Source organism: uncultured Polaribacter sp. (genome assembly GCF_947501385.1).
In the GTDB taxonomy this organism is placed as follows: domain Bacteria; phylum Bacteroidota; class Bacteroidia; order Flavobacteriales; family Flavobacteriaceae; genus Polaribacter.
The window spans coordinates 1-14,652 of the sequence record NZ_CANMVP010000014.1 but is presented as its reverse complement, the minus strand read 5'-3'; the positions used below and the strand labels follow the sequence as shown (position 1 = coordinate 14,652).

Annotated in this window: 9 protein-coding genes; 8 read left to right on the top strand and 1 reads right to left on the bottom strand. The window is 39.2% G+C overall.

Translation table 11 applies throughout. The features are described 5' to 3' along the window. Nucleotides 1-56 precede the first annotated feature (56 nt). Nucleotides 57-662 carry an RNA polymerase sigma factor gene (locus tag Q0998_RS10330; RefSeq protein WP_299669718.1) on the bottom strand — a complete coding sequence of 202 codons (606 nt, stop codon included), beginning with the start codon at nt 660-662 and terminating at the stop codon, nt 57-59. A 139-nt stretch (nt 663-801) separates the two neighbouring features. Here Q0998_RS10330 and Q0998_RS10325 point away from each other — a divergent pair, with 139 nt between their 5' ends. From Q0998_RS10325 to Q0998_RS10290, 8 genes are all read left to right on the top strand, one after another. Then, complete coding sequence (locus tag Q0998_RS10325) at nt 802-1,998, top strand: FecR family protein (protein ID WP_299669716.1); 1,197 nt, start codon at nt 802-804, stop codon at nt 1,996-1,998. 1,027 nt (nt 1,999-3,025) lie between these two features. After that, nucleotides 3,026-6,319, top strand: a complete 3,294-nt coding sequence (locus Q0998_RS10320) for a SusC/RagA family TonB-linked outer membrane protein (protein ID WP_299669714.1) — start codon at nt 3,026-3,028, stop codon at nt 6,317-6,319. Between the two features lie 16 nt (nt 6,320-6,335). Beyond that, nucleotides 6,336-7,757, top strand: coding sequence for a RagB/SusD family nutrient uptake outer membrane protein (locus Q0998_RS10315; protein ID WP_299669713.1), 1,422 nt, complete (start codon nt 6,336-6,338; stop codon nt 7,755-7,757). A 79-nt stretch (nt 7,758-7,836) separates the two neighbouring features. After that, entirely contained in the window at nt 7,837-9,258 is a 1,422-nt protein-coding gene (locus Q0998_RS10310) for a VCBS repeat-containing protein (protein ID WP_299669711.1), read from the top strand. 15 nt (nt 9,259-9,273) lie between these two features. Further along, complete coding sequence (locus Q0998_RS10305; protein ID WP_299669709.1) at nt 9,274-9,741, top strand: protein-disulfide reductase DsbD domain-containing protein; 468 nt, start codon at nt 9,274-9,276, stop codon at nt 9,739-9,741. Nucleotide 9,742: 1 nt separating this feature from the next. Further along, a complete protein-coding gene (locus Q0998_RS10300; protein WP_299669707.1) occupies nt 9,743-11,068 on the top strand; it encodes a TlpA disulfide reductase family protein in 1,326 nt (441 codons plus the stop codon). Nucleotides 11,069-11,593: 525 nt separating this feature from the next. Next, nucleotides 11,594-11,977, top strand: a complete 384-nt coding sequence (locus Q0998_RS10295; RefSeq protein WP_299669705.1) for an HU family DNA-binding protein — start codon at nt 11,594-11,596, stop codon at nt 11,975-11,977. A gap of 1,746 nt (nt 11,978-13,723) precedes the next feature. Further along, on the top strand, nt 13,724-14,386 hold the full coding sequence (locus tag Q0998_RS10290) for a hypothetical protein (RefSeq protein ID WP_299669704.1): 663 nt from the start codon (nt 13,724-13,726) through the stop codon (nt 14,384-14,386). The last annotated feature ends 266 nt before the right edge of the window (nt 14,387-14,652 follow it).

The following is a 14,652-nucleotide window of genomic DNA, read 5'->3' as shown; positions in this document are numbered from 1 at the left end:
TTAGTCAAAATTGAGAAAAGATGCATTCGTGCATCTTTTTTTATTTGCAGTAGCATCTAATTTGGGCTACTTTTAGAAATTAATGCAACAGGATACCCCGGACTAAATAATAAAAATAAGAAAGGACTAATTTTTTTGTCGAGTTTCTCTCTTAAAACTTTAAAAGCTTTAGATATTTGACTCTCAACAGTTTTTATAGAAATATTTAAATGCTCGGCTATTTCTATATTGCTCAAGCCATTTTTTTTACTTAAAATAAACACTTCTTTACATCTAGGCGGTAGGTACTGTATCGTAGCAAAAACCATTTTCATTGCGTTTTCTATTTTCGCCTCATCATAATCCTCTATTACAGCCTCTAAATGATGATAATAACGTTTTTCAACCTTTAAAGCGGTCATTTTTTTTCGGTATTGATTAATAAATTCATAGTAGACAGCTTTGTATAAAAAGCTTTCTAAAGAGACTTTAATCGTTAACTTTTTTCTTCGTTTCCAAAGATTTATAAATACTGTTTGTACAATATCTTCGGCAGATAGCCCATCATTAATAAGGTTACTTGCATATACACAAAGCTTATGGTGGTAAGCATCTACAAGAGATGCATAGGCTTCTTCATCGCCATTTTGAAGGCGAGAAATAAGTAGCGAATTTTTAGACAAAGACTCCATATAAATTATAATTTTTTCACATTCAAAAAATAAATAGACACCAGCTACCTGACTACAATATTAAAAAAAAATAAATAAATCGTCGGGGTAGTATATTTGGCTCACGTCATTAAAATAGAAAGCAAACTGTATGAAACCAGAAATTTTTATAGAATTAATTATAAAATACATCAACAACTCAAACAATTCAGAGGAGTTAGATACTATTAATAAGTACATAAAAGAGGAACAATATGATAGGCTTTTTAAAGTCTTTATAGAAACGAATTATGTAATTGATTATAAAATGAAAACGTTTAACACGCCTAAGGCTAAAATAGATTTGATTAATTTTATCAGAAAAGAAAAATCATTAAAACTAAAACGAAAGTTTCGTTTTTACAAATACGCAGCCGCTGCATCTATACTCTTAGTAGTAGCACTCACCATATTCTTAAATAAAGACAACAATACCCCACAATTCACCCCACCCATCATTGTTAACAACCAAATAGAAAAAGGCACAGACAAAGCCACACTCACCTTGGCAAACGGTTCAGAGGTAACCTTAGCCAAAGGCACAAGCTACCAAACACCCACTATTGATAGCAACGGAGAAACAATCGTGTACAGCAAAACCACCAACACCCAAAAACCAAAAACCACCAACTACAACACCCTAACCATTCCCAGAGGAGGGCAGTTTCAAATGACTTTAGCGGATGGCACCCAAGTATGGTTAAACTCAGAATCTCAAATCAAATATCCTGTAGCCTTTACGGATGGAAAAACCCGTAAGGTAGAATTGATCTACGGAGAAGCCTATTTTAAGGTCTCACCAAGCACAAATCATAGAGGGGCTAATTTTAAAGTAATTCACCAAGCGCAAGAAGTAGAAGTTTTAGGAACCGAATTCAACATCAAAGCCTATAAAGACGAAACCAATGTCTACACCACCTTGGTTGAAGGAAAGGTAACCGTAGCGGCGCAATTTATCACGTCTAATACTTTAGCGTCTAATACCAAAACAGCTCTGATTCCTGGGCAACAGGCAAATCTTAATGTAAAAACAAAAAACATACACATTGCAAATGTTGATATCTACAACGAAACAGTATGGAGAGAGGGTATTTTTAGTTTCCAGAGTAAATCGTTAAAAGAGATGATGACGGTATTATCGCGTTGGTATGATATGAAGGTAGAGTTTATGGATCCAGATCTAGAAACAGCTCGCTTTAATGGAGCATTGGGCAAGGATCAAAAAATAGAAGACATCTTAAAAATTATTAAAAGCTTTGGCGCTATTAAAAACTTTGAGATTCATCATGAGAAGATTGTGTTGAGATAAGTTTAGATGCTAGATGATAGATGGTAGACCGCTTCGCTGTTAGATGTTAGATGGTAGATGGTAGACCGCTTCGCTGTTAGATGCTAGATGGTAGAAAAGAGAAAAGAAGTTGGTCGTTGAGATATCATTCAACAGAGGTGCCTAGCCGACAAGGAATCTCATCATTGAAAGTTAGACGGCTTAGAGTATAGAGCTTAGAGTATAAAGTATAGAGTATAAAGTATGAAGTAGAAAGAGGCTAGATGATAGATGTTAGATGCTAGATGGTAGAAAAGAGAAAAGAAGTTGGTCGTTGAGATGTCATCCGACAGAGGCGCCTACCCGACAAGGAATCTCATCATTGAAAGTTAGACGGCTTAGAGTATAGAGTATGAAGTAGAAAGAGGCTAGATGATAGATGTTAGATGCTAGATGGTAGAAAAGAGAAAAGAAGTTGGTCGTTGAGATGTCATCCGACAGAGGCGCCTACCCGACAAGGAATCTCATCATTGAAAGTTAGACGGCTTAGAGTATAGAGTATGAAGTAGAAAGAGGCTAGATGCTAGATGGTAGATGGTAGAAAAGAGAAAAGAAGTTGGTCGTTGAGATGTCATCCAACAGAGGCGCCTAGCCGACAAGGAATCTCATCATTGAAAGTTAGACGGTTTAGAGTATAGAGCTTAGAGTATAGAGTATAAAGTATGAAGTAGAAAGAGGCTAGATGATAGATGTTAGATGCTAGATGGTAGAAAAGAGAAAAGAAGTTGGAAGCTTCGGGAGCAGTATAAAGTACAAAACATAAAAGAACCGTTAGCATATCGGTTCGAGTGATTCGACAACAAAACGAAACACTAATAACCAATAACCAATAACCAAAAAAATATAAATAACACGTAAACTATGAAGCAAATAATACACTAACAAAACAGGTCTATCAATAGACAAAAAAAAGGGAACAAGGTTTAAACCGGCAAAAGTTCAAAAACCATATCCCCTTAGTAACATTATCAATTAATTAAAGTTTAACCAATTAATAACACACAAATTTATGGAAATTAAATTAATTAAAAGCCGTTCTCTGTTTCAAAAATGGCTACTGATGATCTTTATGAGAACTTTTATCTTCTTATTATGTACTACCGTTTTTAGCTTTAACGTTGAAAATAGTTTTTCTCAAAAACAGGTAAAAATCAAGACCAATCAAGTGGTCTCGGTAGATGCTGTGTTTAGAATCATTCAAAAACAAACCAAATACCGCTTTTTATATCCTGAACATTTATTTAAACACTTACCTGATGTACCACTAAAAAAAGGCAGTATAAGCGTAGATAAATTACTCCATAAAAGTATTGGGGGTGGGCATTTTAATATAATACTCTCTTTAGACCATACCATACTTATTAAAGACAAAAAAAACCAACGCCAACAACAAGTAACCGGTACCGTAACCAATGACAAAGGTGAAGTCCTCCCAAGCGTAACCATCTTGATAAAAGGCACCAATAGAGGCCTCTCCACCAATTTCGATGGCCAATACCAAATTACCGTACCCGATGCCGCCAGTGTATTGGTGTTTTCTTATCTAGGCTATGCCACACAAGAAATTTTAGTAGGCAATCAAACCACTATAAATGTGGCATTAAAAGAAACAATAGGGCAACTAGATGAAGTCACCATCAACGCAGGCTACTACAAAACCACACAAAGAGAAGCCACAGGTAGCATTGCCAAAGTAGAAGCAAAAACAATAGAAAACCAACCGGTGCAAAACCCCTTGGCAGCCTTACCTGGAAGAATACCAGGTGTACAAATTACGCAACAAGGAGGTGTCCCTGGAGCTGGTTTTACGGTTCGGATACGGGGACAAAACAGTATCAGTAGTGGGAATGAACCCTTTTACGTTGTTGATGGTGTACCTTTTGATTCTCAGACGATGAGTGATGGTCTGGTAAGTACAATTCTTCCCCGCGCAAATCTGAGTCCCTTTAACCTGATTAATCCCTCCGATATTGAGAGTATTGAAATTTTAAAAGATGCGGATGCTACGGCCATATATGGTTCCCGTGGTGCCAATGGCGTAGTGCTGATCACCACTAAAAAAGGAAAGGAGGGAAAAACCACCTTTAATATCAATGTGGATACGGGAATGGGAAGCGTAAGTCAAACAAGAGATCTATTGAATACGGAGCAGTTTTTGGAAATGCGAAGGGAAGCTCTTGTGAATGATGGTCTTGATCCAGTTCCTTCGTTCTTTGAACCTGCATTTCCTGACGTATTCGCATGGGATCAGAACCGTTATACGGATTGGCAAGAAGTGCTTCTTGGAGGCACTGCCTATACGAATAATGTTCAGGCCTCTGTTTCCGGGGGAAACAGTAACACCCAATTCCTTTTAAGCGGAGGTTATTATACCGAAACTACGGTATTTCCAGGAGATTTTAAATATAAAAGGGGCACAATTCGCGCCAACATCAATCATAGCTCTACTGATGAGCGTTTTAAACTTGTGTTTTCCACCAACTATACGACGGAAAACAACGATCTCCCTGCTAATGATTTAACCCCTGCATCTGAAATTTTGGCACCTAATGCCCCAGCCTTGTTTGACGATGAAGGCAATTTGAATTTTGAAAACGGAACATTTAATAACAACCCTTTGGCTGCGTTAAATTCAGAATACGAGAGCGAACGCTCTAACTTATTTGTCAATTCCGTACTATCTTATCAAATCATCCCTAGCCTTGAACTAAAGACAAGTCTGGGTTTCAGTGATACGGACTTGAACGACTATAGCACAAGTCCTAGCACAAGATTCAATCCCGCCTTTGGTGTCGGTCCTGAACGGTCATCTTTATTTACCAATAACGGTAAAAGAAAATCTTGGATTATAGAACCCCAGATCAACTGGCAACATTCCATTAGTAAGGGAACCCTTAGATTATCGACAGGTACCACTTTCCAGGAACAGACGGATGAACAACTCACTCAGTTTGGTGACGGATTTACCAGCAATAACTTAATACTTAATATATCCTCAGCTTCAGTTAGAACAATCACCAATGATACTAAAACCGAATATAAATATCAGGCTGTCTATGGACGAATTAATTATAATTGGGATGGAAAGTATATTATAAACCTTACAGGAAGGCGGGATGGGTCGAGCCGTTTTGGACCAGATAAGCAATTTGCTAATTTTGGAGCTATAGGTGCTGCTTGGATTTTTTCCAACGAGAATTTTTTAAAAGACCAGGCCTTTTTAAGTTATGGAAAATTAAGAGGAAGTTATGGGACGTCAGGCAATGACCAGATTGGCGATTATCAATTTTTAGACACTTACAGTGGTAATATTGGGTCTTATGATGGGACTGAAGGTTTGCAGCCCACACGATTGTTTAATCCAGATTTTGCCTGGGAAGTAAATGAAAAACTGGAATTAGCATTGGAGCTAGGGCTGTTAAATGATCGTATAACTTTCACTGGCGCATATTTCCGTAATATCTCCTCAAACCAATTGGTAGGTACTCCATTGCCTGGTACCACTGGATTTAATTCCATCCAATCCAATTTAGGGGCTACTGTGAAGAACACGGGGCTAGAGTTGGAACTTCAAGCGGTGAATTTTCAAAAGGAAAACTTTCAATGGACCACTTCCTTTAATATGACCGTCCCCAGAAATGAGTTGGTTTCATTTCCCGGTTTGGAAGGTTCTACCTTTGCCAATCAATTTGTGGTAGGAGAATCCTTAAGCATTTTGAAATTATATCATAATTTGGGGGTGAATCCAGAGACAGGCATCTATGAGTTTGAGGACTATAACGATGATGGGATAATAAGTAACCCTGAGGACCTGCAATGGCTTGAAGATACAGCACCTATTTATTTTGGGGGGTTGAATAACAACATTACCTATAAGAATTGGGATCTCGATATCTTCTTCCAATTTACTAAACAAAAAGCACGAAATTTTTTGATTTCTGGCGCAATAGCGGGAACATTTGGCAATCAACCTGTGGAAGTATTAGATCGCTGGCAACAGCCTGGAGATCAGGCGACCTTCCAACGGTATACCGTAGGATTAAATGGTGCAGCTGTACTTGCTGCTTCAAGACTAGGTAATAGTAATACCGCTGTGACCGATGCTTCTTTTGTACGGCTAAAAAATGTTTCCTTGTCCTATACCATTCCTGCGTCTGTGCTAAAGGGTAAACAATGCCGACTGTATGTTCAAGGGCAAAATTTGTTCACTTTCACAAATTTTAAGGGTTCCGATCCTGAACGATCAGTGGGCTTTATTCCTATTCTGAGACGCTTGAACATAGGGATTTCATTCAACTTTTAACTAAAAAATAATAATTATGAAAATATTCTATATAAAGATAAAAAGTATTAATCACCAAATGATACAATTTGAATCAGTTTCAAAAATACTATTAGGGTGTTTACTAGCTTTATTCATAACTTCCTGTGAAAGTTTTGTGGAAGTGGACCCTCCCCGATCGGAACTGATAAGTGAAACTGTGTTCGAAGAGGCAGCTACGGCCAATGCCGCAGTGCTATCAATCTATATTCAACTAAGGGATAATGTATTGATAACCGGGTCCTCAACAGGAGTCAGTGTGTCAATGGGACTCTATGCCGACGAGCTGGATTTTTTCCCTATTACTGGTTCATTACTACCCTTTGCTAATAATATGCTGATCCCTACGGATGGTACTATAGCTTCCATCTGGAACAATAGCTATAATTTGATTTTTCAGGCCAATGCCATCATCGAAGGTGTGGACAATTCTATTGCCTTAAGTTTGGAAGATAAAAATCAAATCAAAGGAGAGGCACTGTTTCTAAGGGCCTGTATCCATTTTTATCTAGTGAACCTTTTTGGGGATGTGCCCTATATTACTACTTCAGATTTTAAGGTCAACACCGAAGTCTCCAGAACACCAGAACAAGAGGTATATACTCAACTGATCTCCGATCTGGAAGAGGCAAAGTCTTTGCTCCCAGAGGAGTATTTAACAGGGGAACGGATCCGTGCCAACAAAGGCGTGGCTTCAGCCTTATTATCAAGAGTCTATCTATACGCAGAAGATTATGCAAATGCAGCAACAGAAAGCACAGCTGTAATTGGTAAATACATCTGGGAAAACGATTTGGATAAGGTATTCTTAAAAGAAAGTGGCTCGACCATATGGCAGTTTAAGCCCGAAACGGAAGGTCTTAATACCGGAGAGGCGAACCTCTTTATTTTTATCACTGGACCACCTCCTAGTGTAGCTTTAAACGGTGGTTTAATAGGTGCCTTTGAGTTAGGGGATGTCCGTAGAGGAAATTGGGTAAAGGAGGTGACGGATGGAACAGATAGTTGGTACCATGCCTTTAAATATAAGGAAAGGGGGGATACAGAGACCTCCGTAGAATATTCCATACTCTTACGCTTGGCGGAACAATACTTAATTCGTGCGGAAGCTAGGGTACAACAAGGTGATATAGCAGGAGCGCAGGCAGATTTGAATAGGGTAAGAAACCGGGCAGGCTTAGGAAATACGCCTGCTGCTACAACACCTGATCTGTTGGAGGCCATCCTTCAAGAACGACGAGTTGAGCTGTTTACGGAACAAGGACATCGCTTTTTTGACCTTAAGCGTATGGGTAAAGCAAATGAAGTATTAGGTCCTGTCAAACCGGGCTGGGAGGCTACCGATGTGCTATTGCCCATACCAGAAGTAGAATTGTTGGTCAATCCAAACTTATTACCACAAAACCCAGGGTATAATTAAAATAAAGAATAAAACCCTCTTTCCCATATCCAAAAGGATAAAATGGGAAAGAGGTTAATGAAGCACTAAAAAAGAAGATATGAAAAAAAACATAATCATATTAAGTCTCCTGCTGTCTATACTAAGTCTAAAAAGCTACTCACAATCAACTACAGAAAGCACTGGCAGTACCAAAGGGCCTAATGCCTTTCCAGAACTGATTAATACTAATATTCCAGGAGCTCCAACACTAGGAAAGCCCCAATTGATCATAGGAACAACCCTACCTTTAATAGGAGGAGGTATGGGTTGGGCAGCACCAGCAGTCTATGATTGGGACGGTGATGGTAATCAGGACTTATTGATTGGGGAGTTTGGTAGTGGTTATGAGCATGGTAATGCGGTCGGTAACTTTATTCGGGTATATAAGAATACAGGTAGTAATACTGTACCAGAGTTTTCTAATCGATTTAACTACGCGCGTCATGCGAGATACCCATATGAGAAGTCCCCTAATGGTACGCCGATATCTGTTTATACTTGGTGTTGTCTTGCTTTTACTCCTCAATTTATTGATTTGGATAATGACGGATTTAAAGACCTAATTACAGGCCAGTACAACCCTGGAGAAGTCACCTGGTTTCGTGGTACGGAAAACGGTTTTCTACCAGGTGTAAAACTTGAACAAGCAGGGAATCCCAGTGCTAAGAAGGATTCAAGTCTTCCAGATTCTGATCCTAAATCATGGATGTATTGGAATTATTCCTCAGCTAGTTTTGGGGACTTTGACGGGGATGGTGATGATGACCTGATTACTGGAGGTAGCACCTTACGTATCAGTGAGAATATTGGTAGTAAAACCAAACCACGCTTCGGTTTGCGTAAGCCATTACTGGATACCAATGATAACCCACTAAGAGTTTACCAACCTACCGAAGAAGAACTGAAAAAATACCCGAGTATGGGTAGTTCCGCAACAGGCACTAGTGCTATGCCTTTGGTGGTTGATTGGGACAAGGATGGAGTGTTAGATTTGCTGGTGACTGGGATATATCATAAGAAAGGCGAGTCTGCGGTCACGTTCTTTCGTGGGGTCAAGACTCATAAAGGGCATCGGTTTAAGCCTGGAAAACCATTGTTTTCTGCGAAAGATGGCGGTAAATCCTTTCCTGGTAGCTGGCTTGTGGCCTACGTAACTGATTGGAATAGTGATGGAGTAAATGACCTACTTATTGGAACTAGTGTTGCTACGATCAATGGAGGCGAGTTTAGTCACAAGCTCTCCTGGAGTTGGGAAGCTGATACTAAAATATTAAAAAAGAACTATGGTCTAAATTATGATTACGATACGCTAGCATACGCTGAAAAAATGATGGAACAAGCTAAAAAAGATCCCAAATATGCTAAGAGAAGAGTTGAAAATGTCAGAGAACGATATGGTTACCTACTCGATGGGGGTGACCCTTCCCTAATTCACCAAGGTTATGTCTATGTGATGTTGGGCAAAAAAAGAGAAAAATAATCTAAACAGTAAAAGATGTTTTATAAAAGACAAATAGGTTGGGTATTAGGGGTGTTGTTAAGTATGGTAACCTCTATAAGTGCACAATCGAGTGATATCGTCAGTTATACTGTAGAGGCACCTAAAACAGTTTGTATTGATAAAGAGTTTACCGTCACAACGGTTTTTAATATTCAACCCGGTTGGTATGTCTATGCCCCAATTCCTATAAACGCTGCTCAAGGTAAAATAGGCACCAAAGTCTCTTTTAAAGTACCCGTGGGTATTAAAAAAATAGGAGGGCTGGAATTACCAGACAAAGACCGATTTTTTGATACTTATAGCGGTAAAGATGTGCAAATGCCCCAAAAGTTTAAGGTAGCTAAAAACACAGCAACAGGTAGTTATACCATTACGGGGCATATTCTATACCAAACCTGTAATGATATAATTTGTTACCCTCCAGTGCGAGAAAAAGTAGCTATCCCAATTATAATTCAATAATATGCAAAAAGATTCACATAAAAAGATTCCAACTTATCATCATACTTGTCTTTACTTGTTGGCTACCCTAGTTATGATGTTAGGATGTACCCAATCCCATAAAGCATCTCAGAAGTTAGAGACCAAAGGCATGGTAAACATAAAAGAGGCAGACAAAGATTGGGAAGCATTAAAAAAAGCCATTCCTATGTTTCGGGACAAAAAAGAATATGCGGTCTATACAGCATTACCACGTTTAGCCATGACACAGTTTGAGGATCGACACGCCCGACAGAAAATAAACTTGGCGGCAACTTTTTGGGAGACCTATCCAGCAGATACCCGAGGAGATACCGCACGTACTATTTTTATTACAGCCACTCCTTATTTTGTTTTAAAGCATATCCCAGATAGCCTTCAAAGCGTATTGGCGGCTATCCCACGAAAAGAAGGTTTAAAATTTATACGTAAACTACCAATAGATTTTCAGGCAATGGAGCAGTGGATACAAAAAGGGAATGCTATGGTTGAAGAAGTTTTAGCATCTAATAGCTCTATAGAAACTAAAGAATATGCCGAATGGACTTTATTTGGTCGTGATTTTAAAAAAGCCGCTCGTTATTTTGGATGGCTTCAGCAAAGAGAGGACAAATCTCAACAACCGACCTATTGGCCATTGATAGAATCACAGTATTGGGCAGTGATGAAGTTGCGTTTAGACGCTAATATAAAAAAATACGCAGATATGCCTATACTTGCAGACCGTGCCAAGGATTTTTTATCTTCCTTAAAGTCCTATGCACCTAAAATGGCGGAAAGCTACTGGCAGGAACTTTATAACAATCATGCAGGAAGTGAACAAGCAGGTATTCAGGCTGTGTATAAAGCAGCCGAAGAGCAATTGGATGCATTGGTCGTGGAATCAGGCGCAAAGCCACTAGAGATGGTGTTCACGTCAATGGATGGTCGGAAAGTAGATTTGGCTAAGATGCGGGGTAAAGTGATACTCATAGATTTCTGGGCCACCTGGTGTGCTCCCTGTGTTAAAGAAATACCGCATTTAAAGAAGCTTTATAACAAATACCATGAGCAAGGCTTTGAAATTATTGGCATCACCCTAGACGAAAAAGCAGCAGAAGCACGGGTGCAAAAACTTATAAAAAATAAAGAGGTTCCATGGCCACAGCGCTTTGAAGGCAAAGGTTTTAATGGAGATGCCTACAAACAATTGTATGGTATTGGGTCATTGCCTACGGTGTGGTTAGTGAACAAAGAAGGCATCATAGTAGATAGGAATGCACGAGGTGAACGTTTAGAACCTTTAATTCGTAAATATCTAGATAAATAAAAACACAACATCATGAAAGTCTATAACAAAAGCCCCGTATAGCAATTGGTCATGGCAGTAAGCAGTTGCCCTAACAAAGCGCAAACAAATTATGCCCCTTACCGGTTTCCATATCTGAAAACGGATGCTGTTAGCGCTTATTTAGAAGGTCTCTTTATATACAGATGAGATCCCTGCTTTTACTAGGATAAGCTCAACATAAACTTTGGGATGACATACAGTGAAGAGTAAAACATAAATACAAGTTCAAAATACAAAATGATAGCCTCGTCATAGTATTTGGCAATTACACTGTCATTCCTGCGGAGGCAGGAATCCATAACCTCGCAGGTCGAGATGGTATACAGTAAAGAATAGCAATGTAATAAATAAAAAGAACCCTACCGTTTCCAATCTTGGAACGGATGCGATTAGAGATTGTTTAGAAAGTCTCTTTGATATACAGATGAGATCTCGCGATTCCGCGGGATTCACCTTGCCTGCCGGCCAGGCAGGTTCGACTAATTAATTTTAAAAGTAAAAATTATGCCTATTAAATTTAAAGCCATAGAACGCGGAGAACCAGGCGTTCCAGGTGGAGGTACCAAAAAATGGTATGCAACAACGGTAATACAGGGCGAGCGCAATATAGACCAGCTCACCACTAGCATAGAAAAGATAAGTACAGTAAGCGGTGCAGATATACGTGCCGTACTGTATGCTATGGTAGATGTTTGTACAGAAGAGTTGGCCAATGGCAACATTGTCCGTTTTGGAGATCTAGGGAGCATGCGGGTAAGTATCAGCAGCGTTGGGGCTCCCACAGCGTTGGAAGTCAACAGCTCAATTATCACAAAAAATAGAATCCTATTCAACCCTGGGCCACGTTTGGTGAACATGCTAGGAAGGTTAATTTACCAAAAGGCATAACTTGATAGGCTATTTTATATACTATAAATCCTGCTTTCCCTAGTTTTTTGGAGTAGTGAAATTTGTTTTTTATAATAAAATAGAGACTCATTTTGGCGTTAAAAAAAGATGCTGGCGGCATACCCAAAAAATGGATGCCTATCGGCGAGGCCACGGATAAGCATCCGTTGTGTCACCGATGCTTATCCGTTTGATGATGGATAAGCATGCATGCTAGGGCTTGATTTTATTGGGGTTTGGAAGCCCATCCCAGGGGAGACTTTTTGCTTTGTGAAATGTTTGTAAGGGCCCTTCCCAAAGGGAAGGGTAAGGAGGCTTTTGGTTTTATGCGAAGTTTTTGAGTTTAAATGACTGATGACTTAAAGACGTATGACTGAAAATCATGAAAATAAGTACAAAATATCAAATGGTAGTTTCGCCATAGCATCTGGCAGGCGAGGGTCTTCTGTTTGAAAAGCCCGTAAAATGAAATGCTGTCTGAGCATTGCCGAAAAACAAAAGGCATTTTGTTTTGAAGGTAGCAAGCGAAGCTTAGTTCATTTCATTTAGGGATTGAGAACTAGAAAGACCGCCGAAGATGCAAGGCTTGATTTTTTGTTTCGTTTTGCATCAAGGCAAATGCGAAGCATTCATGAACTCCTATTTAAGAAATAGAAAAGTCGTGAACTAAAATGAAAAAAATTAAAAAGAAAATACGAAATATGAATATAAGTACAAAACATAAAATACAACTAAAATCATCGTGTCATTCCGAGAGGAGTGAAGCGGAACCGAGGAATCTCATATCGTGTTAACGTTAGCTTTTTAGAGATCTCTCCCGAAGCCTCGGGAACAAGGTCACTGAATTACTGAATCAAGTTCAGCACAGGCAAGTTCAGCACAGGCGAGATGACAGGGAGTTGGAAGTTAGAAGTTAAAAGTGCAAAGTATGAATATGAGTACAAAAGATAAAATAATACGGAAATCAAAATGTCATTCCGAGACCCGAGAAAAATTTTTATCAAGCGGTTGGAATGACGTAATGTCTCCTCGAGCATTACTGAAATGAAAATACATTTTCATTGAAAGTAGCTAGCGAAGCTATCGAGAGGTTAAAGAAGGTCTCGACTGCGCTCGACCAGACATATATTAATAATTTGTAAAACAGTAACTTACAAGCTACGTCAATGGTAGCATTGCCAAAATCAAAATGTATTTTGATTGAAGGTAGCTTGCGAAGCAAATCGAGAACTTATAAGTTGCTGGAAAATAATCAATTATAAATGACGTCAATGGTAGTGGTTTTTCTGACGTTAGGAAGAAAAATTGTATCGAGAACTTTGTGGAGTTGAAAGTTAGAAGTTCAGTTCAGGTAAGAAGTTGGAAGTACAGATTCCTGCCTCTACCTTCGGTAGACAAGTTCGCAGGAATGACAAAAGAAAACAGACTGCAAGTCTGTAAAATTAGAGCAAATCAATGCAGTATAACAGCGTAATTAATATACTACAACCAGCACAAATCAGTGAAATTCGTATCTAAATATAAAACACAAACAAAAAAGACAAACCACTTAGGAAGTCACATAAAAAACTTTGCGAACCTTGCGTTTCCTCTGCGATTTCTTTGCGGTAAAGTCAGTGCCAATTCGTGACATCCGTGTCTAACCTTAAAACCTAGAAACTTGAAACCTGAAACCTTTTAAACTTCATCCCTTGAATTTTAAATGAAAAATATTGAACCTTTTGAAGAACCTTAAACTTTTTAAGAATGAAAAAAACAACCCAAATAGCCCTAGCAATCGCCCTACTCTTATTGCTGTTTCTCTTCAAAGACTGGATTAGACATGCCATCATCACAGGACTCGGCGGCTATACCACCAAAGAAACCCAAACCATTACCAAAACCGAATACCGACAAGGAACCATTGATACTTTAGCGGTCTTTAACCACTATGTCAGCACCAAAGGCATCACCTTAAACCCCGAGCCTAAAATTGTCTATCGTACCCGAACAATACCAAACCAAAAAAACACGATCCTTCCCAAAGAAAAGATACCGATAGATTCCGTTAAGCAGTTTGAAGTCCAAGTAAAAGACAGCCTACTAGACGGACGCTTTACCATCTATAACAAGTTCAATGGAGATTTGCTCTCTTCTGAATTCAACTACAAACCACTTTTTCCCAAATACCTGTTACGGGTAGATACGCTTCGCATCGCCACCACCCAAACGGAAACTTTGACACAGATTCGCTCTAAATTCGGACTGGGCTTAGGGGTTGACACCCAAAGTCGGCTTCAAATCTTAGGCAGTTATACCACCAAAAACAATTGGCAGTTTGTGTATGAGTTTGAAGTGCCTAGTGGGATTTCTAGTACTACGGGCGTGCAGCAACCGGTACATGGGGTAAAGGTGTTGAAGGGGTTTTAAGTAGCCCCTTTTAGACCCTTTTAGACCGTTTTAGCCCCTTTGTCCTACGGACATTTCCCCGAAGGGGAAAGTTGAGCTACCATCAACCATGGTGTATCCTATTCGAGAAATTGGGACTCGGATTGCAAATCCTAGCTGTCGGGATTGTGTTTGTTGTGTGCTCCTGAAAGGGCGATATGTCTATCTAAGTGGGATGAAAAAGTAAGACAAGCTGGTTTTAAAAGTTTCAACACAATCGCCAGAACAATGTCCATACATTATCAAAA